At 67.6% G+C, this 18,267-nt stretch carries 16 protein-coding genes; 5 read left to right on the top strand and 11 right to left on the bottom strand.

Going from position 1 to position 18,267, the window contains the following annotated elements:
* Positions 1-30 precede the first annotated feature (30 nt).
* Together HYV93_15990 and HYV93_15985 are read left to right on the top strand one after the other, a co-directional pair.
* Positions 31-1,833: an ABC transporter ATP-binding protein gene (locus HYV93_15990; protein MBI2527473.1), complete on the top strand. Its 1,803-nt coding sequence runs from the start codon at positions 31-33 to the stop codon at positions 1,831-1,833.
* Positions 1,830-3,215 (top strand): phosphotransferase, encoded by a 1,386-nt coding sequence (locus tag HYV93_15985; protein MBI2527472.1) that lies wholly within the window; start codon positions 1,830-1,832, stop codon positions 3,213-3,215. The genes HYV93_15990 and HYV93_15985 overlap by 4 nt, the downstream gene beginning before the upstream one ends.
* 73 nt (positions 3,216-3,288) lie before the next feature.
* Here the strand turns inward: HYV93_15985 and HYV93_15980 are convergent, their stop codons facing one another.
* The 11 genes from HYV93_15980 to HYV93_15930 all read right to left on the bottom strand — a co-directional run bounded on the left by HYV93_15980 (position 3,289) and on the right by HYV93_15930 (position 15,438).
* Complete coding sequence (locus HYV93_15980; protein ID MBI2527471.1) at positions 3,289-4,239, bottom strand: aminoglycoside phosphotransferase family protein; 951 nt, start codon at positions 4,237-4,239, stop codon at positions 3,289-3,291.
* A gap of 16 nt (positions 4,240-4,255) precedes the next feature.
* Complete coding sequence (locus tag HYV93_15975; protein MBI2527470.1) at positions 4,256-5,314, bottom strand: hypothetical protein; 1,059 nt, start codon at positions 5,312-5,314, stop codon at positions 4,256-4,258.
* Positions 5,315-5,414: 100 nt separating this feature from the next.
* Complete coding sequence (locus HYV93_15970) at positions 5,415-5,744, bottom strand: AzlD domain-containing protein (GenBank protein ID MBI2527469.1); 330 nt, start codon at positions 5,742-5,744, stop codon at positions 5,415-5,417.
* 14 nt (positions 5,745-5,758) lie between these two features.
* A complete protein-coding gene (locus tag HYV93_15965; GenBank protein ID MBI2527468.1) occupies positions 5,759-6,451 on the bottom strand; it encodes an AzlC family ABC transporter permease in 693 nt (230 codons plus the stop codon).
* 13 nt (positions 6,452-6,464) lie between these two features.
* Positions 6,465-8,405 (bottom strand): TRAP transporter fused permease subunit, encoded by a 1,941-nt coding sequence (locus tag HYV93_15960; protein MBI2527467.1) that lies wholly within the window; start codon positions 8,403-8,405, stop codon positions 6,465-6,467.
* A 51-nt stretch (positions 8,406-8,456) separates the two neighbouring features.
* The gene (locus HYV93_15955) at positions 8,457-9,452 is read right to left on the bottom strand and encodes a TAXI family TRAP transporter solute-binding subunit (GenBank protein MBI2527466.1); all 996 of its coding nucleotides are present in this window, start codon (positions 9,450-9,452) and stop codon (positions 8,457-8,459) included.
* Positions 9,453-9,508: 56 nt separating this feature from the next.
* Positions 9,509-11,767 carry a methylmalonyl Co-A mutase-associated GTPase MeaB gene (meaB, locus tag HYV93_15950; protein MBI2527465.1) on the bottom strand — a complete coding sequence of 753 codons (2,259 nt, stop codon included), beginning with the start codon at positions 11,765-11,767 and terminating at the stop codon, positions 9,509-9,511.
* Entirely contained in the window at positions 11,767-12,552 is a 786-nt protein-coding gene (locus HYV93_15945) for an enoyl-CoA hydratase/isomerase family protein (protein MBI2527464.1), read from the bottom strand. The genes meaB and HYV93_15945 overlap by 1 nt, the downstream gene beginning before the upstream one ends.
* Before the next feature lie 17 nt (positions 12,553-12,569).
* A complete protein-coding gene (locus HYV93_15940) occupies positions 12,570-12,989 on the bottom strand; it encodes a cobalamin B12-binding domain-containing protein (protein ID MBI2527463.1) in 420 nt (139 codons plus the stop codon).
* Between the two features lie 41 nt (positions 12,990-13,030).
* The gene (locus HYV93_15935) at positions 13,031-14,683 is read right to left on the bottom strand and encodes a methylmalonyl-CoA mutase (GenBank protein ID MBI2527462.1); all 1,653 of its coding nucleotides are present in this window, start codon (positions 14,681-14,683) and stop codon (positions 13,031-13,033) included.
* A 14-nt stretch (positions 14,684-14,697) separates the two neighbouring features.
* Complete coding sequence (locus HYV93_15930) at positions 14,698-15,438, bottom strand: FadR family transcriptional regulator (protein ID MBI2527461.1); 741 nt, start codon at positions 15,436-15,438, stop codon at positions 14,698-14,700.
* Between the two features lie 762 nt (positions 15,439-16,200).
* On the opposite strand from HYV93_15930, the gene HYV93_15925 reads away from it, so the two are divergent.
* The 3 genes from HYV93_15925 to HYV93_15915 all read left to right on the top strand — a co-directional run.
* Complete coding sequence (locus HYV93_15925) at positions 16,201-17,235, top strand: TRAP transporter substrate-binding protein (protein ID MBI2527460.1); 1,035 nt, start codon at positions 16,201-16,203, stop codon at positions 17,233-17,235.
* On the top strand, positions 17,232-17,789 hold the full coding sequence (locus tag HYV93_15920) for a TRAP transporter small permease subunit (protein ID MBI2527459.1): 558 nt from the start codon (positions 17,232-17,234) through the stop codon (positions 17,787-17,789). Before HYV93_15925 ends, HYV93_15920 begins: the two co-directional genes overlap by 4 nt.
* A gap of 45 nt (positions 17,790-17,834) precedes the next feature.
* The coding region (locus tag HYV93_15915) for a TRAP transporter large permease subunit (protein MBI2527458.1) at positions 17,835-18,267 on the top strand (433 nt) is incomplete at its 3' end.

Raw genomic sequence — 18,267 nt, 5'->3', positions numbered from 1 at the left:
AGCGGCGGCGCGAGAGACGGCGGTCGGGCGATGCGCAGCGGGCGCTTCGGCGTCGCGGTCCGCGCCCATCTCTGGAGCGCCCGGTGGCGCCTGGCGCTGGCCACGCTCTGCATGCTGGGCGTCACCGCTACCGCTCTGCTGGGGCCGTGGCCGCTCAAGCTGATCTTCGACCACGTGCTGCTGGACGCGCCGCTCCCGAGCTCGCTCTGGCTCCTGGGCGGCCTGATCGGCGGCAGCAAGACCACCGCGGTGGCTGCCCTCGCGTCGAGCATCCTCCTGGTCGCGGCGCTCCGCGGCGCCTTCGCGTACGGCCAGGTCTACCTGACGTCCCGCGTCGGGTATGGCCTGGTGTACGCGCTGCGCCACGAGGCCTTCGCGCACCTGCAGCGGCTGTCGCTGTCCTTCTATCACCGCAGCCGGTCCGGCGAGCTCCTGAGCAAGATCACCGCGGACACCAACACGCTGCGTGAAGTCTTCTCGGACGCGGCGGTGACCTTCGCGGGCCACGTGCTCACCGTCGCCGGGATGTGGACCGTGATGCTCGCCCTGAACTGGCGGCTGGCCGCCATGGTGCTGGCGTCACTGCCGCTGCTGGCGTGGACCCTGGTTCACCTGCAGCGGGGCATCCGCGGCTCGGCGAAGCGGCAGCGGAAGCAGGAGGGACGCATCGCCGCGCGGCTCGCGGAGATGCTGGCGTCAATGGCCCTCGTGCAGGCTTTCGCCCGGGAGCGTTACGAGGCGCAGCGCTTCGAGGCCGAGAGCGCAGCCAACCTCGAGGACGGGATCCGCGTCGCTCGCATGGAGGCGGCCGCGGCGCGCAGCGTGGAGATCGGGAGCGCGCTGGCGATCTCCGCGGTCGTGCTCTTCGGGGCGCTGCAGGTCCTGGAGGGCCGGATGTCGCCGGGCGGCGTCCTCGTGTTCGCCGCCTACCTCGGCAGCATGTACAAGCCGCTCCGGGGCATGGCGCGGCTGTCGGGCAAGTTCGCCAAGGCCTCGGTGAGCGCCCAACGGCTCGCCGAGTTCCTCGACGAGGAGCCCGAGGTCCGGGAGCGGCCCGACGCCATCGAGGCCGGACGGCTCCGCGGCGAGATCGTCTTCGACGGCGTCAGCTTCGACTACGGCGCCGGGCGGCCGGTCCTCAAGGACGTGTCGTTCCGGATCCCGCCCGGCCAGCGCGCGGTCATCGTCGGCGCCTCCGGGGCCGGCAAGTCCACGCTGGTGAGCTTGATCTTGCGCCTCTATGACCCGCGGGCGGGGCGGATCCTGCTGGACGGCGTCGACATCGCGCAGTACCGGCGTGAGTCGATCCGCCGGCAGGTCGGTATCGTCCTCCAGGAGTCCATGCTGTGGGGCGCCTCGATCCGGGAGAACATCGCCTACGGGAAGCCTGACGCGACGCCTGCCGAGATCGTGGCCGCGGCCCAGGCCGCCAACGCCGAGGGCTTCATCATGGGGCTCGAGAACGGCTACGACACCATCGTGGGCGAGCGCGGCGCGGCATTGTCCGGCGGCCAGCGGCAGCGAATCGCGATGGCCCGGGCGATGATCCGCGACGCGCCCATCCTCATCCTCGACGAGCCCATGCGTGGACTGGACGTGGAGAGCGAAAGGCAGGCTCGCGAGGCGCTCGAGCGCGTCACGGCCGGCCGGACATGCCTGCTGATCACCCATGACCTTGAAGAGGTGACGGACACCGACCTGGTGCTCGTGCTCGATGACGGGAAGATCGCCGCGCAGGGGCGTCACCGCACCCTCCTGTCGACGAGCCTGCTCTACCGGCGGACGTACGAGCTGGCGACCGGTCGCCGCGACGTGAAGGCGAGGCAGCGATGAGTCCATCCTCCGCCGCATTTCCCGCGGACCCGGTGCTCCACCAGCTCCCCATGGCCCTCGACCCCGGACACATGCGGAAGGTCTTCAGCGAGCGGCTCGCCGACGTCGGGCAGCGCAGGCTCCAGGTCGAGGCCTGTCGCGTGGAGCGGGTCCGCTACCGCCGCGGCGAGCGCTGCGTGCTCCAGTACGCGCTGAGCCTGCGCAACGCGTGGACGGGGCTGGCCCAGCAACGCTGGGTGGCGGCGGAGATGTACCCTGACGAGCGCCTGCAGCACCGGTGGCGGAAGCTCCGGGCGGGGAACGCCCAAGTCACGGACGCCCGCGACAGCGCCACAGGTTCCCTGCTGACGGACCTCGGCATGCTCGTCCACTTCTTCCCCCACGATCCTCGCCTGCCCACGCTGGGCCCCTTGACCACGGCGCCGCCGCGCCAGCTCGAGGCCGCGCTCCTCCGCGGCTTCGGCCCGGGATCCTGGCGCGCCGAGAGCTGGACCACAGAGACCGTGCGGTACCGTGCCGCGCTGGGCGCCACGCTGCGGTACGCCGCCGAGGCCCGCGAGGCCGGCAGTGGCCGGGCGCGCTGGAAGTGCTTCTATGTGAAGGTCTACCCGGCCGGCGGCGCGGCGGCCGGCCACGCGGCCCTGGCGGCGCTCTGGGGCCGGGCCGCGGTCCGTGATGCGGATCTGTCCGTCGCCCGCCCGATCGAGTACTTCCCCGAGCTGGGCGCGGTGGCGCAGGAAGAGGTGCACGGCGTCACCTTCGAAGAGCTCCTCTGTCACGGCCGTGATCCGGCAGGCGCCGCCCGGCGTATTGGCCGGGCCCTGGCGCGGTTTCATCAGCGTGACGCCGGCCCGAATGGACCCGCCGCGCCCCTGCGGGGGCGAAGCGACCACGTCACGACGGTACATCGCGCGGCACAGCGGCTCGCGTGGGTGGACCCCGGCACTCAGGCGGAGCTGGAGAGGCTGGCGGGCGCCATCGCGGCCGGTCTGGAGGACGTGCCGCTGCGGCCCACACACGGCGACCTCAAGATCGACCACGTCCTGCTCGATGCCGACAGCGTCAGCGTGGTCGACCTCGACAGCTTTGCCCTCGGCGATCCGATGATGGACCTCGGGTCGCTGCTCGCTGACATGGCCCTGCAACGGGTGCGTGGCCGGCTGGCCGTGGATTGCGTCCGCCCGGCGGCCGGCGCGCTGGTCGAGGGGTACTTCCGGCACGCCCCTGCCCAGTGGCGGACACGGCTGCCGGTCTGCTGCGCCGGCGCCACGCTGGACAAGGCGGTGCACTCCTTCCAGCGTCAGCAGGGAGGCTGGCGCACGCACATCCGGGCCCTCATCCATGAGGCCGAGGGCCTTCTGGCGGGCCGCTGCTGGTGGTGACGGGGCGCGCCTCGGGTGACGGCGGCGCTCCGGCGCCCCGTGGCCTCTGAGCGGCCCGAGGCGAGTGGCGTCCTTACAGGGAATCGGCGGCCCGGGCGAGCATGGCGCGCATCTCGACCTGCCAGCCGGTGTCCCGTAGCCTGAAGCGCCGGCAGGCGCGGCGCAGGTAATTGAAGGCCTCGTAGGTCGAGAGGCGCGCGAGGACGGCGGACGCCGGGCGCCGCGCGGTGTAACTGCCGAGGAACGCGTTGACGGCGGCCTCGGCCCGGCTGCCGAGGTGGCTCCGCAGATACGCGACGAAGTAGCCCACGTCGAAGGCGGGGTCGCCCTTGGCGTAGAAATCCCAGTCGATGAGCCAGACGCGGTCGCTCCTGTCGGCGTCGCGGATGAGCTGGCGTAGATGGAAGTCTCGATGGAGCGGCGTCGCCCGCACGCGCCCTCGCCAGCCCCGCTCGCGCGCGGCGATGGCCGCCAGGACGGACTCCACCATCCCGCGATACTCGGGGAAGGCCTCGACCAGCGACCGCGGGTGCGGCCGGACCAGCTCGCGCAGATGGTCGGGCAGCCAGCTCTCCCTCCCGAGCCGGAGCGGCAGCGAGTGCAGGCAGGCCAGCGCGGCTCCGGCGAGGCGGAAGATTCGCCCGTCGCTTCCGCGCTCCACGAGCATGGGGAACGGCACGCCGGGCGCGCGCTCCTGGAGCAAGAGCCGGCGCGCCCGGTCGTACGCCAGCGGGCGAGGAACGGCCAGGGGCGGCGTGGGCGCGCCGGCGGCGAGGCGACTGGCGATCTCCCGCATGACCCGGTAGGTCCGCTGGCCGGTGCCGTCGGCGTAGAACTTGCCGATCACCCGCTGCACGGGATGCCGGCCCCGATGCCGGCGCTCCGCCAGAGCGTACTCCACGACCATGTGCCGCCCGCGCACCCGATCGATCACTCGCGGCGTCCAGACCGGATCGGCCACCGCGCCGGCCGGCACCACCCGCAGGAGGACTCGCGCGCCATGGGCGATCAGAGCCGGGGTCACTGGTGCCCCTTCGACGTCACCGGCAGAGCCCCAGGATCCTCTCGGCGGCCGCGCGGTTGCCGATCACCATGCGGTCCCCGGCGTACCGGCTCCGCATGTCGGGCAGGGCCGTGGCGGACGTGCAGAGCGTCTCGACGAGCGCCGCGACCTCCTCCGGCTCCACCCCTGCCAGCACGCGCGCCAGCCCGCGGACCTCGAGCGCCCGGACCCGCTCCTCCTGGTCGTCCACGCTGCGGCGGCTCGGCAGAAAGACCCCCGGGGTCCTGGTCGCGCGCACCTCGTTGACCGTGTTGTAGCCCCCCTCCGCGATGGCGAGGTCGGAGATGGCGAGCAGGTTGACGATGTCGGGCTCGACGGCCACGACGGTCATGCCCGGCAAGGGCGCCAGCGCTCGCCCGTAGTTGGGTCCCTGGATGACGAGGTGCCGCAGCGGGCGGACGGACGTCACCCGGCGGTGAACGGCGAACACCGCCTCGAAGAAGGCATCGGCCTGCGCCCCGAAGCCGCCGCCGCCAACCGTGGAGGTGAGGACGAAGTCGCCCTGGCGGAGCCGGTACCGCTCCCGCAGGCGCGCCTGACCCTCCGGATCGGGGAGCCGGACGATGGGTCCGACGAACGTGGTCCGGGCGCGGAGCCGAGGCGGCAGCTCGTAGCCGAACTCGCCGGGCTCATGCGGCACCAGGATCTCGTCTACCCGATCGAGCCAGCGGTGCGCGAAGACCGCGCGCTGCTGCTCCTCCTGGCACCGCCGCATGATGTACGCGACCCGGATGGAGGGGGGGACTGGCTCGGCCTCGGGGTCCCTCGGCAGGATGGTGTCGTAGACGACGACGTCCGGCGCCACCGCGCGCACTGCCTCCGGCCAATGGGTCGGGGCCGTGGGGTCGCTCTCGACGATGTGGCGGATGCCAGGAGGCCGGAACTCGGCGGCGGCCTCGCTGCGGGTGTAGAAGACGACCTCGCCGTCCGGCGCCAGCGCGCGGATCTCCCGCGCGATGTTGAGGCCACGCATGAGATGGCCCAGGCCGCGGCGGTTGTGGATCTGGAAGAGCACTGCGGGACGCCGGGCGGGCACGGGAGCCTCCTCGAACAGCGCGGCCGGTTGCCTCGAGTGTAGCGGCTCGGCTCGCGGCGATCAAGCCCTGCCGACGGTTTCTGCGATGGCCGTCCCGCAGTCATCGCGGACCGAAGAGAACGGTGAGTGCAGCGACGATCCCGACACTGCCGAACACGGATGCCGCCAGATTCCGGGTGAGGACCGACAGCAGAATGGCCCCCAGGAACCCGAAGAGGTAGAAGTTCGACACACCCCAATCGAGATGGCCGTCCCTCAAGAACGTCCACTGACAGATGAGGGCCGACAAGATCGCCAGCGGGAGATTGCCGAGGACCCTCTGGAGCGGCCCAGGAAGCTCCCGTCGGTGGAGCACCGTCACCGGGACATAGCGGAGCGCAAAGGTGACCACCGCGGTTGTGGCGACCAGCGCAAGGAGGTTTACGGGCATGGTCGGCGCGTCGCCTACAGGAGGAGGGAAGCCAGAGCGCCGACGAGCGCTGCCGTGATGGCGGCCATCTGAACGCTGACAACGGCCGGCAGGCTCACGGCCGCCACCCCCGCCACCAGTCCCACGAGCAGACCCCTCGTGAGGTTCTCGCGCAGCATCGGCATCACCATTCCCAGGAACGCGGCCGGCGCCGCGAAGAGAACGGCGCCGACCAGGAAGACGGGGATCAGGGCGCCGAGCTCAGCGCCCACGATGGTGAACAGCACCCACTGTCCCCATTGACAGACCTGGGTGGCCAGCGCGTACCTCTCGACGGGCCCGCCACGTCTCGCTCTTGCCCAGAGCAGACCAGGCGAGGAGGTCGCCACCGTGAAACAGATGGCGGGGAGCATCCGCTTCCGGACCCCCTTCAGGTACGGCGCGATGCTCATGGCCACCAGCCCGTGGCGAACATTGGCCATCAGCGCGATGACGTTCAGCTCGACCAGGCCCGCGCCACTGGCCATGGCGCTCAGGCAGGCGAGCTGCGCCGATCCGGCATAGATGGCGGCCGACCAGACGACGATGACCCACGACGCCACGCCCATCATCTTCGCCGTGACGGCATACGAGATCGCGAAGGGGAGGTACAGCGGAAGGAACAGCAGCCCGTCACGGATCCCCGCCCAGATATCCGTCGCCGCGCCCGGCGGACGCGTCGCGCGCATGACCGCTGTCTGCCTATCCAACGGGTTGGGAGACCGCGACGCCTTCCCTGCCGACCGCGACCCGTTGCCTCGCCAAGACCACCAGCAGGAGGGCGAGCCCCGACAGCCTGATCGCGAGCATCGGTACGGTGAGAGAGGTTCCCGCCACCAGCAGCGCCAGGCGTTCGACGACCGTGGCTCTCCGCACCAGGTACCCCGTGAGACCTGCGGCCAGCGTGACGAGCCCCACCGCCGACGCCAGCGACGCCACGACGATCTCCGCCACCGATCCTTGCAGGAGGAGGGCCGGCACGTAGGCGAAGACGAACGGGATGACGAATGCGGAGGCTGCCAGCCGGCATGCGATCCCGCCTGTCTGCAGTACCCGAGAACCCGCGATACCGGCCGTGACGAACACCGCGGCAGCGACCGGCGGTGTCACCGCCGACGATACCGCCCAGTAGAAGATGAACAGGTTGGCGATGAATGGGGTCAAGCCGAGCTTGACGAGAGCCGGACCGATGACGGCCGCAGCGATGATGTAATCACCGGTGGTCGTGACGCCCATCCCGAGGACGGTGCACACGACTGCGGTCAGAACTAGAGCAATCGCGAGGCTGCCGCCGCTTGCCGAAATCAGCAGTTCGGACAGCTTGACCCCGATGCCTGTCAGCGTGACCACCGAGATGATGACCTGCGCGCCCACGCCGAGAAACGCGAGCATCACCAGGGCCTTCCCGCCGCTCTCGATGGCCTTCACCGCCGTCACCACGCGCGCACCGATCGAGGCCGGCGTCCAGTCGCCCAAGACCAGGTACAGCCCGAGCCCCACGGCAGCCGCTCTCACCCCCGCAAGCTCGGGCGATTGCCCCCGGAGGAGGCTCCACGTCAGGACCGCAAGCGGGATGAAGAGCGGCGCGGCCTTCCTCCAGGAGAGGATCTTCGCGAGCGCGAGAACCATCTCGGCAGGGACGGGCTTCAGCCCGTCCTTCTTCGCCTCGAAATGGACCGTGGCAAAGACCCCGAGGTAATAGAGCAGTGCCGGTATCGCCGCCGCCAACGCGATGGCTGAATACGGCACCTGAAGCAACTCCGCCATCACGAACGCACCCGCGCCCATGATCGGCGGCATGACTTGCCCCCCGGTCGAAGCCGCCGCCTCGACTCCCGCCGCGAACTCTCGTCGATAGCCGAGCCGACGCATCGTCGGAATCGTGAACATGCCGGTGGTCGCCGCGTTCGCCGCAGAGCTCCCGGAGATCATGCCGAAGAATCCCGAGGCCACCGTGGCCATCTTTGCCGCGCCCCCGACCGAGCGTCCCGCCAGGAAGAGTGAGAGCGCGATAAAGGTTTCGCCACCTCCGCTCGCGAAGATCACCGCGCCAAAGACGACGTACATGGCGACGACGGTCGCGACGATGCCGGTCACCATGCCCCACACACCCCGATCAGTGAGGTACAGCGTCTCGACGATCTCGCTCAGATCGAACCCGCGTGTCCCCCACCGCCCGGGCACCCAGTTGCCGAAGTAGGCGTAGAGGAGCATCGCGACAGCCACCAGCACGAATGCCCACCCGAGCGTACGGCGCATCCCTTCGAGCACCAGAATCGTCAGGGCAAGGCCGAGCCAGAAGCTGATCCGTGTTGACTCCGCGGGGTTGTCCGTTATCCATTCATACTGGACGATGATGTACACGCACGCGGTGATACCGACCGCCATCGCCGTGATGTCGACGAGTCCGGCGCGCGCTCGCTCCTTCTTGCGCAGCGGATACCGGAGATACACGAGGATGAACGCAAACCCGAGGAAGATCGCGCGGTTTATGAGGGTGGGCCACGGCCCAAACTCCGACGTGTACAAGACGAAGGCGGCAAACAGCACGGCGCTCACGGACGCAATCCCGGCCTGGATACCGGTCAGCGAGCGGCCGGAGTCCTCGTCAGGATCGGCCGTCATTGTTCCGTGGGCCTGCATGTCCCTTCCAATCTTCGGATTCCAGGGCGGTGGGGCGCGCCGACCGCACCCCTACTTCTTCTCGGGGGGAACGAGGTCACCGGAGACTTGCTGCCCCTTGTCGACGACATACCTCAGCACGCCGACATGAAGTGGCGACGTGGCGACATCGACGGTCAACTTACCGGGATCCGCGGTGAAGCCGGGGAACGCTGCCTTGACCGTGGCCGCGCCTTTCTCGGAAGACACGGCCTTGATGACCGCGTAGGCCAATTCAGCCGGGAAGGACTTGCGCACCGTGAAGCCGGAACTCACGGCCGGCGTCCAGAACTCGCCGAGTCCCTTGATGGTGTTGGCGGGAACCTTCGCCCACGACAGGAAGGGGTGCTTGGTCCTGGACTTCTTGGCCTCCGCCTCGGTGAAGGGCAGCACTCGGATCTTGGTCTTCGCCGCGATCTCCATCGTCGGACCGTCAAACGCAAAGCCACTTCCCACCTTCGCGTACCCGACGAGCCGGTTATCGATGATCCCCGCGACGGCGTCGGATGCCGCCATGCGCTGCCAGTCAGGCGTGATCCCCAGATCTTCCAGGACCATTTGCGTGAGTTTCTCGGTGCTGGAGCCTCGCATGCCGGGGTTGAACTTCTTGCCCGAGAGCCCCTGGATGTTCTGGATGCCGGAATCCTCCCGCACGATGAGGTAGTTGGCGCTGCTCGTGGTGTACACCAACGCGCGGATGTCCTTGAAGGGAGTCTCCTTCCAGTTCTCCAGTCCGTGCCAGGCGAGGTAGGCTTGATCCGTCGTCGTGAGGGCGATGTCCGCCCTCTCGTTCAGCAAGAGCTTCATGCTCGCCACGGCCCCGCCAGTCTCCATCACGGAGACGTCGAGGGCCGGGACCTGCTCATTGATGACTTGCGCGACAGCAACGCACTGGGTGTAGAAGCTTGACGTGGCCTGACTACACGCGAGGACGACTCTCTTCTTCTGCCCCAGAGCCGGAGCCGCACTGCCGACCACGACCACGGCAGCCAGAATCAGAACCGATGCTGCGAGCGCGCGAGACTTCATACGCACCTCCTGTAGAGATATGGTTCGTGGCTCGTTCTCCGCGTCTCAGTGCCTCGTCAGCCATCACGGCCGGAGGCCCCGGCTACATTCGGTCCACGGCAGATGTCCGCGTCCATCAGGGACCTGATCTTCCGTGTGTCGTAACGGATCAGTCGTTCGAGCACGTGTTCCGTATCCTGCCCCATCAGGGGCGCATGAGCGGGCATTGTCTTGCTCTCCGACAACTTGATCGGATTTCCGACCATCTGCACCCGTCCGCAATGAGGGTGGGCCGTTTCAATGATCATGTGTCGCTCTCTCAGATGGGGATCTGCCATGGCCTGCTGAAGGTCGTTGACGGGACCGGCGGGAACGCCAGCCTCCAGCAACAATGCCATCCACTCATCGGTGCTCCGCTCCCGCAATCGTTCGCTCAGGATCGTCACCATCGCGGCGCGATTCTCCTTGCGTCCGTGCGGAGTGGCGAAGCGCGGATCGGACGCCACCGCCGGCACGTCCAACAGCCGGCACAGTCGGCCGAAGAAGTCATCGTTCACGGCCATGATGACGATGTGCGAGTCCTTGGTAGGGAATATCTGCGCCGGCGCGAGACTCGGGTGGGCTGACGCCGGCGGTTTCTCGAGCGCGATCCCCAGGTTGGCCATGATCGCCACGTGGTAGCTGAAGAGCGAAAAGGCACCATCCAGCAAGCCGATGTCCACCTGCTGGCCCCGGCCCGTACGGTGGCGTGCTTGCAGAGCCGCGAGGATGCCCACGGCCCCGTGGATGCCCCCGAGGAGATCCACGACCGACAGCCGGGTCCCCCGTGGCGGGCCGCCCTCATCCCCGATGGCATCCGCGACCCCGGCGTAGCCTTGCAGGAGATAGTCGAATCCAGGGCGCTCTCGATAGGGTCCGCTGAGCCCAAAGCCCGAGATCGAACAGCAGACGAGCCGTGGGTTGACCGCCTCCAGCTGCGTGTACAGGAGGCCGAGCCGCTCGGCCACTCCAGGGCGGAAGTTGTATGCGACGACGTCGGACACCCGGACCAGGTCCAGGAACACCGCTCGGCCTTCTGGGATCGTGAGATCGAGCACAAGGCTGCTCTTGTTGCGATTGCAGCTCAGGAAGTAGACAGACTCGCCGTTCATGGAGCCCGACGGCGCGTGGCGGGTAAAGTCTCCACCCGGCGGCTCGATCTTGATGACTTCTGCGCCCAAGTCGGCCAGGATCATCCCCGCGTGCGGCCCGGCTAGATAACTTGCCAGTTCGAGCACGCGGATCCCGGAGAGGGCTCCCGAGTTGGTGCCCCCTTCGGCCGTGCCCCCCGTGCAGGCCGGCGCGGATTCCTCGACGTTGCGCAAGCCGACGGCGCCGACCTTCCTCCCGCTCAAGACTTGTTCAACCGCCCTCTGGGGCCCTCGCTCCCCGTTCTCTACAGCGACGACCAACTCCCTGAGCAGGGGATCCAAGCCGGCGTCTTGCTGAAACTGATTGACCATCCGATCCGTCAACAGTCTCAAGAACTCCGCGCTTCGGCGCTTCCGCCGCCTCTCCTGCAGGTGCCCACCCTCCTCCAGAGAGGTCCTGTGGCCGTTGATCGCGCTCGCCAACTCCTCGATACCCACCTCGCTGGCGGCTTGGGTCAAGAGGACTGGCCGCACCCAACCGGGACCGGTCGGTTCCAGAAGCAGCGAAGCAGACAGGTGATGTGCCATCTCGGCCGCACCCGGGCGATCGGACTTGTTCACCACCAGAACATCGGCGATTTCCATGAGCCCGGCCTTCATGGCCTGCACGCCATCTCCAGCCTCCGGGGTGAGCACCACGACCACCGTGTCCACGGCCTCCATCACTTCCAGCTCAGCCTGGCCAAGGCCAACGGTCTCGACCAGGATCACGTTCATGCCGAACGCATCCAGGAGCTTGACCGCCGCGTTGGCTGCCGGCGCGAGCCCTCCCAGGCGCCCCCTCGAGGCCAGGCTGCGGATGAACACGCCTGGGTCCAGGTAGTGCCTCTGCATGCGGAGGCGGTCCCCGAGCACAGCTCCGCCGGAGAAAGGGCTCGACGGGTCGACGGCGACGATCCCGACCGTCCTCGCTGCGCCCCGCAGCCGTGCCGTCAAGGCGTCCGCCAGCGTGCTCTTCCCCGCCCCCGGAGGACCGGTGATACCTATCACATGCGCCCGGTCACACAACGGGTTCAGGCGTTCGAGGACATCGGCAAGCCCCGGGTCCTCATGCTCCGCGAGGGAGAGGAGCCGAGACAGGACTTGCTCGCTTCCTGAACAGAAGCGATCGTGCCAATCGTCCGGAGTCTTCCGGGATACGGGCATCACCGCCCTCTGAATCTCGGTTTGCGCTTCTCGGAAAACGCGCGGCGGCCCTCTTCGGCGTCCTCGCTCGCGAAGCACGCCCCGATCCACTTATCCATGCGGTCCATGTCGCTGAACGCCACCCGACGATGCGCGAGGATCCTCACCGTCCCCTTGGCGCCACTGACGGATAGCGGCGCGTTCTCGGCCATCGCCCGAGCAAACGCCTGCGTGTACGCCTGCAACTCCTGCTCGGGCAGGACCTCGTGAACCAGGCCGATGGTCCTCGCCGTCGCGGCATCCAGCGATCGCCCGGTGAGGAAGAGGTACTTCGTCCAGCCGACACCCACGAGATTGATGAACCGTTCCACCCCCGTCGGGTGATAGAGAACTCCCAGCTTTGCCGGCGGCATCCCGATTCGGGCCTTGTCGCTGCACAGACGGATGTCACAGGCGGCCGCCAGTTCACACCCAGCCCCCATGCAAACCCCTTCGATCATGGCAATGACCGGTACCGGCAGCTCCTCGATCGCCGCCATGGTGCCGCGGAGCAGCCGATGAGGGGTGTCGGGCGATTCGAGCGGGATGGCCCCGATCTCGTAGCCCGCGCAGAAGGCATGGCCCCCGTGTCCCCGGATCACGAGGACCCGGCAGCTCGGGTCCCGCGCGATACTCCCCAGCATCTCCTGGAGTCGCACCAGCTGATCGGGCAGCAGCGCATTGCGCTTCGCGGGGCGATTGAGGGTAATCGAGGAGACGCCGTTGTCACGCTCGAGCAACAGATCCGCCTCAGCCTTGGGACGCATGCGTCAGCGGGCTCCCGTCACGAGACGGCCGGGTGCTGCGTGCCGCTTCGCACGAACGCGACGATCTCGCCCAGCGTGCTTCCCACCCCAAATACCCCCTGGAAGCCGGCCGCTCTCAAGGCAGGAACGTCCCTCTGGAGAATGGTGCCGCCGATCATCAGAAGGACATCCTCCATCCCACGTTCCCGCAGTTGCTGCGCCACCGCTTGCGCAAGGACCACGTGCGCGCCCGAGAGAACGCTCAGGCCCACGACGTCGACGTCCTCCTGCATGGCCGCCCTCGCCACTTCTTCGGGCGTTTGATGGAGGCCCGTGTACACGACCTCCATGCCGGCATTCTTGAGCGCGTGCACCACGACTTTGGCGCCACGCTCATGGCCGTCGAGGCCGACCTTTGCAATCAGGACCTTGATTCGCTGAGTTGTCTGCTCACTCATCTCCCTCACCGTCGCGATCACAGCTCGCTCACGCGTTGGAGTCAGAAGCCAGTCGGCACCCGGAACGTGCCGAACACCGTCCGCAGGACTTCGGTCATCTCGCCCACTGTTGCGTCCACCCGACACGCTTCGATCAAGGGGGGGATCGTGTTGGCACGAGGATCCTCGGCCGCCTTACGGACCGCGTCGAGGGCCGCCTGTACGGCCCTCGCGTCTCGGAGTCGACGCCTCGCCTGCAGCCTCTCGACTTGCTGCTTCTCGAACGCCGCGTCGTACTGATACACGTCCTTCTCGTATCGGGAGCGATCCTCGTCCACCCGGAACTTGTTGACGCCGACGACGATCTCCTCCCCCGCCTCGATCCGTTGCTGCTTCTGGAAGGCTGGCTCGGATATCCGCCTTTGGACAATGCCCTGCTCGATGGCGGCGACCATCCCGCCGATATGCTCGATCTCCTCGATGATGCGGTCGACCTCCTCTTCCACCGCGCTGGTGAGCGCTTCCACGTAGTAGGAGCCTCCCAGCGGATCGGCCACGTACGGCACGCGGGTCTCGTAGGCGATGATGTTCTGGAGCATCAAGCTCAGGCGGTTTGACTCCTCCGAGGCAATGTCAAACGCCTCGTCGTAGGCAGCCGCCATGACGGACTGAGCGCCCCCCAGCACCGCTCCCAGAACCCCCAGGGTGAGACGGGCCAGGTTGTTCAGGGGCTGCTCGATGGTGAGCTCCGTCTGATCCGTGGCCATGGCCGCCTTGAACGCCAGTGCCTTGGGGGTCGAGGCCCCATAGCGAGTCTTCATCAGCTTGGCCCACACCCGCCGGGCCGCCCTCGCCCTTGCCACCGTCTCGAAGAGATCCAGATTGCTCTGGGTCAGGAAGGTGAAGCAGGGGACCACCTCGTCGATGTGATAACCGCGGCGCAGCATCTCATCGATATAGACCATGGCATTCAAGAAGGTGTACGCAAGGCCCTGGACTGCCGTGGCGCCGGCCTGGACCATGTGGCAACTGGACACGCTCACCGGATAGAACCTGGGGGCCGCCTTCATGCAGTACTCGATCACGTCGCACACCAGGCGGATCGAGGGCTTCGGAGGGAAGAGATACGTTCCGCGGGCCAGCATTTCCTTCAAGATGTCGTTCTGCCACGTTCCACGCAGCTGATCTGGCTTCGCTCCCTGGCGTTCGGCCGCGACCACGTACATGGCCATGAAGATGGGGGCGATGCCATTGATCGCCGAGGAGGTGCTGGTGCTGGCCAGTGGAATCCCCTCGTACACGGCTTCGAGATCTTCCACCGTGTCCAGGGCCACGCCGGTTCTGCCGACTTCACCGCGGGCCCTCGGGTGATCTGAGTCGTACCCCATCTGCGTGGGAAGGTCGATGGCGAGGTTGAAGCCGGTCAGGCCGTTCTTCGCCAGCATCTTGAACAGCGCGTTCGTTTCCGCGGGCGAGGCATAGCCGGCGTTCTTCCGCATGCTCCATAGCTGCTCGCGATACATCAGGGGATGAATGCCCCGGGTATACGGGAACTCCCCCGGTCTCCCGGTCTCCGCGGTGCCAGCGTCCTGCCGGGCGCCTTCGGGGACATAGCACGGCTTCAGAGGAATGCCCGATGAGCTCACGAACTGACGGACGGACGTGCGGCGCCGAGCTTGCTCATCATCGCGGCCTCTCCGGTCTTCGGCTGGCATCATCGCCTCCGCTGTCACACCTTCGACTGTGTTCGGGTGAGTCGCAGCCGCTCGAAGAGATCGTCACTGGTATCCCGTGAGTTCTTCAATCGCTCCGACTGGTCCGTACTCTCGACATACTCCGTGAACCCTTCGAGATGGCGTCGCATGCGACGGGCCACGCCCTCGGCGTCGTGATTTCGAATCGCGTCGAAGATGCGCTGATGAGCGCGGACCATCTGGTCGCGAAGTTCGGCCGTGAAATCCACGCGCACCGTCGATCGGAGCACCAGGTCGATCAAGCTCTCGGTCATCCGCAGCAGGACCTGGTTCCGCGAGGCGCGCGCGACCGCCAAGTGAAAGCGAAGGCTCGAGTCCACGATGAAGACGGAATCGACCCGCCCGGTCGCTTGCAACTCCACGATGGTCTCGGCGATGGCGGCGAGGTCGTCCCCCGTGGCATTCAGGGCCGCCAGCCGGGCACTCGTCACCTCGATCTCCTTGCGCGCCTCGAGAAAGTCGGACGGGGGCGTTGCCTCGTACTCGAGGAGATACCCCAGGGCGCGGACGACCTGGGTGGCGTCAAGCCCAGTCACGATGAGGCCGCCCTTCGGTCCAGGCTTCACCTGGAGGAGTCCGTCCTGCTCGAGGATCTGGATGGCCTCTCTCACCGTCGGGCGGCTGAGCCCCGAGGCGTTGACCAGATCGCGCTCCAAGCCAAGTCGCGTGCCTGGGGGCAAGCGCCGGCCGATGATGAGATCCCTGATCTGGGTCACCAAGCGGTCCACCGCTGAGTCCCGCCGGTGAGAGTTCCGCGGAAGACGGCCGGCTACCAGAGGCGCGGCCCGAGGGCCGCTCATACGGTCGTCTCGTAGCGGAGTGGCTCGGTCGTGGCCTGGTCGACCGTTTCGGTGCCTCATTGCTACATATCATCTAGATGATCCTGCTGCCCAGTGAAATGAGACGCTCGCTCCATTTATGTGATGCCTTTTGTTCATTCGCTTCTTGGCCGCCGCGCGGTGGGAGGGTCCCGGCGATACGTGCCCTCCTCGGCCTCGGGATCGTCGTCGCCCGCGTTAGGGACCCCGCTTTGCCGGCGCGACCCGGCGCGGTGTCGTTCCGTTTCCGTCTCCGCTCGGCTTGGCGGCGCACGTGACCGGCCGCGCAGATCAGGTGCGCCCGGGCCCCCGGGCGGTCACTCGGCCAGCCCCCCACGCCGTAGAGCCGCGGGGGGTTGAGGAAGGGCGCGGGCGTGATGGTCCAGCCCCGGACCCTGGCGCTGTGGGGCACGATGCGCTGCCACTGCCGCGTGTAGTTGCAGTGCACCTCCTCGTCGAGGAGCCGCTTCTCGAAGGCCCGGAGTTGGCGCCAAGGATGGGGCCAACGTGGGCGGCCGGAGCGCAGAACTGACTTCCCTTCTCGGGGGCGTCGGTGCCAATATGGCCCCTGGCCTGCCCGCTTCTCCGCACGGGGCAACCCGCAAGAACGACCGCATCCACTCGAGGCCGGGGTGACCCGGCCAGCAGGGAGGGCACGCGATGGGAATGACGAGGGGACACGTCGGAGCGATCTATCGGGCCGGAATCGCCGTGGCCGTCAGCCTCGGCCTGGCGGCCCTCGCCTGGGTCCCGCCGGCGCAGTCGGCGGAGCCGATCACCATCAAGATGGCCTCGTACGGGGGACCCAGCTATCCGATCCGGATCCACCTGGAGACCGTCAAGGAGATGCTCGAGAAGCGCTCGCAGGGGCGCATCAAGGTGGACCATTACCCTGCGGAGTCCCTCGTCAAGCTGGCGAAGGCCTTCGACGCGGTCATCGACAACGTGGTGCAGATCGCGCTCACCTCGGCGGCGTATGAGCCCAAGCGGATGGGAGTCGTGGCCGCCGTCGCGAACTCGCCCTGGAACTGGGACGCCTACAAGTTCGGGGACCACTACCGGGAGCCCGGCAGCTTCTACGACTTCGCGGCGCCGCACTTCGAGAAGAACGGCCTGAAGCTGATGAGCTGGCCGAACGTCCCGCACGGGGAGGTCTTCTCGTCGAAGCCGATTCGGAAGCTGGAAGACTTCAAGGGCAAGATGTTGCGGACCGTCAGCAGCCTCAAGGACCCGCTCAAGCTGCTCGGCGCAGAGCCCATCTTCATCCCCACCTCGGAGCTCTTCAACGCCATCCAGCGCGGGACCGTGGACGGCGGGACGCTGGCGATCTCCAGCATCTTCAGCGAGAAATACTTCGAGGTGGCGCCGCATATCCAGATCGCCAACCTCTACACGGGCTCCCTCCCGGTGATCATGAATCTCAAGTTCTTCAACAGCCTGCCGCCGGACATGAAGACATTGGTCTGGGACACCTTCGTGGAGGCCGACAAGCAGTACTACCGCAAGATCAGGCAGGACACGACCGAGGTGATCAACCAGCTCAAGAGCATGAAGCCCAAGGTGCAGGTCTACGAGGTTCCCGCCGAGGAGGTGGCGCGGTGGAAAGCAGCCCTGAAGCCGTTCAATGACGAGATGGCGAGGACGTGGGGAGCGGAGTGGACGAGATTCGAGAAGATCCGCGAGACGCTCAAGTGACCCGGGCCCTCCCCCGGAGCGAGCGACCGGCACTGGTTCAGCGGGTAGCCGGGACCATCGACCGGCTGAGCGGGTTCCTGGCGCAGCTGGCCGGGGTGGCGCTCCTCGGGATGATGCTGGTCGTGTGCTACGGGGTGGTCATGCGCTACGCGTTTCGGGCCCCGGTGGCATGGGTGAACGAGTTCGCGCGCTTCAGCTTCCTGCCCGTGGTCGCCCTGGGCCTCGCCTTCGCGCTCCGGCAGGGCGCGCATGTGGCGACCGAGTTCTTCACCGGCGTGCTCTCCGACCGCGCGCGAAACGGGCTCCGTCTGTTGTCGGTCACGCTCTTCTTCGCCTACGGGGTGCTCTCCTGCTGGGCCGGGTGGCGGCTGGCATCGGTGGCATTCGCCAAGGCACTGCGCTCCGATGAGGCCGAGATTCCTCTCGTCGTGGTCCAGGCCGTGATTCCGATCGGATTCCTTGCGCTGAGCCTGCAGGCGCTCGTCGAGACGGGGCGGGCTCTGCTCGGGGATGCGCGCCAGACACGGCCGTCGAATGGCGCGCATCCGCGCTGAGCGTGTGCGTGGGCAGCACCGTCCCGGTTCGGGGAAAGGGCGTGAATGGACTGGTATGTCTTCGCCGGCCTGCTAGCCTGCCTCGTCGCGGCGCTCATCGTGCTGGGCGTGCCGGTCGCGGTGAGCCTCGGCCTGACGAGCGCCCTCTTTCTTCTCGTCGAGCTGGGCCCTGACCGGACACTCGCCGTCCTCGGAACGGAGTTCTTCGAGTTCTGGACGAACTACCCCCTCATCGCGGTGCCGCTCTTCATCCTCATGGGCGAGTTCCTGTTCGTGGGAGGCACCGCTGACGACATCTTCGACATCGCCTCCAAGTGGCTGCAAGGGATCCGGGGGGGGCTCGCCATCGTGACGATCGGCGCGGGCGCCATCTTCGGCGCCCTGAGCGGGTCCAGCCTGGCGGCGGTCTCGACGTTCGGGACCCTCGCGCTGCCGAAGTTGCTCGATCGCGGGTACGATAAGCGCCTTGCCGTGGGCG

The sequence above is a fragment of the Candidatus Rokuibacteriota bacterium genome (genome assembly GCA_016188005.1).
Taxonomy (GTDB): domain Bacteria; phylum Methylomirabilota; class Methylomirabilia; order Rokubacteriales; family CSP1-6; genus UBA12499.
The sequence above is the reverse complement of the archived record's forward strand: the minus strand, read 5'-3'. Positions and strand labels throughout refer to the sequence as shown.

Excerpts from the sequence above, each read along its gene's own strand:
- HYV93_15990 (MBI2527473.1), top strand. The coding sequence starts at position 31 with ATGCGCAGCGGGCGCTTCGGCGTCGCGGTCCGCGCCCATCTCTGGAGC.
- HYV93_15985 (MBI2527472.1), top strand. The coding sequence starts at position 1,830 with ATGAGTCCATCCTCCGCCGCATTTCCCGCGGACCCGGTGCTCCACCAG.
- HYV93_15970 (MBI2527469.1), bottom strand. The coding sequence starts at position 5,744 with ATGCCCGTAAACCTCCTTGCGCTGGTCGCCACAACCGCGGTGGTCACC.
- HYV93_15965 (MBI2527468.1), bottom strand. The coding sequence starts at position 6,451 with ATGCGCGCGACGCGTCCGCCGGGCGCGGCGACGGATATCTGGGCGGGG.
- HYV93_15960 (MBI2527467.1), bottom strand. The coding sequence starts at position 8,405 with ATGCAGGCCCACGGAACAATGACGGCCGATCCTGACGAGGACTCCGGC.
- HYV93_15955 (MBI2527466.1), bottom strand. The coding sequence starts at position 9,452 with ATGAAGTCTCGCGCGCTCGCAGCATCGGTTCTGATTCTGGCTGCCGTG.
- meaB (MBI2527465.1), bottom strand. The coding sequence starts at position 11,767 with ATGCCCGTATCCCGGAAGACTCCGGACGATTGGCACGATCGCTTCTGT.
- HYV93_15945 (MBI2527464.1), bottom strand. The coding sequence starts at position 12,552 with ATGCGTCCCAAGGCTGAGGCGGATCTGTTGCTCGAGCGTGACAACGGC.
- HYV93_15940 (MBI2527463.1), bottom strand. The coding sequence starts at position 12,989 with ATGAGTGAGCAGACAACTCAGCGAATCAAGGTCCTGATTGCAAAGGTC.
- HYV93_15935 (MBI2527462.1), bottom strand. The coding sequence starts at position 14,683 with ATGCCAGCCGAAGACCGGAGAGGCCGCGATGATGAGCAAGCTCGGCGC.
- HYV93_15925 (MBI2527460.1), top strand. The coding sequence starts at position 16,201 with ATGGGAATGACGAGGGGACACGTCGGAGCGATCTATCGGGCCGGAATC.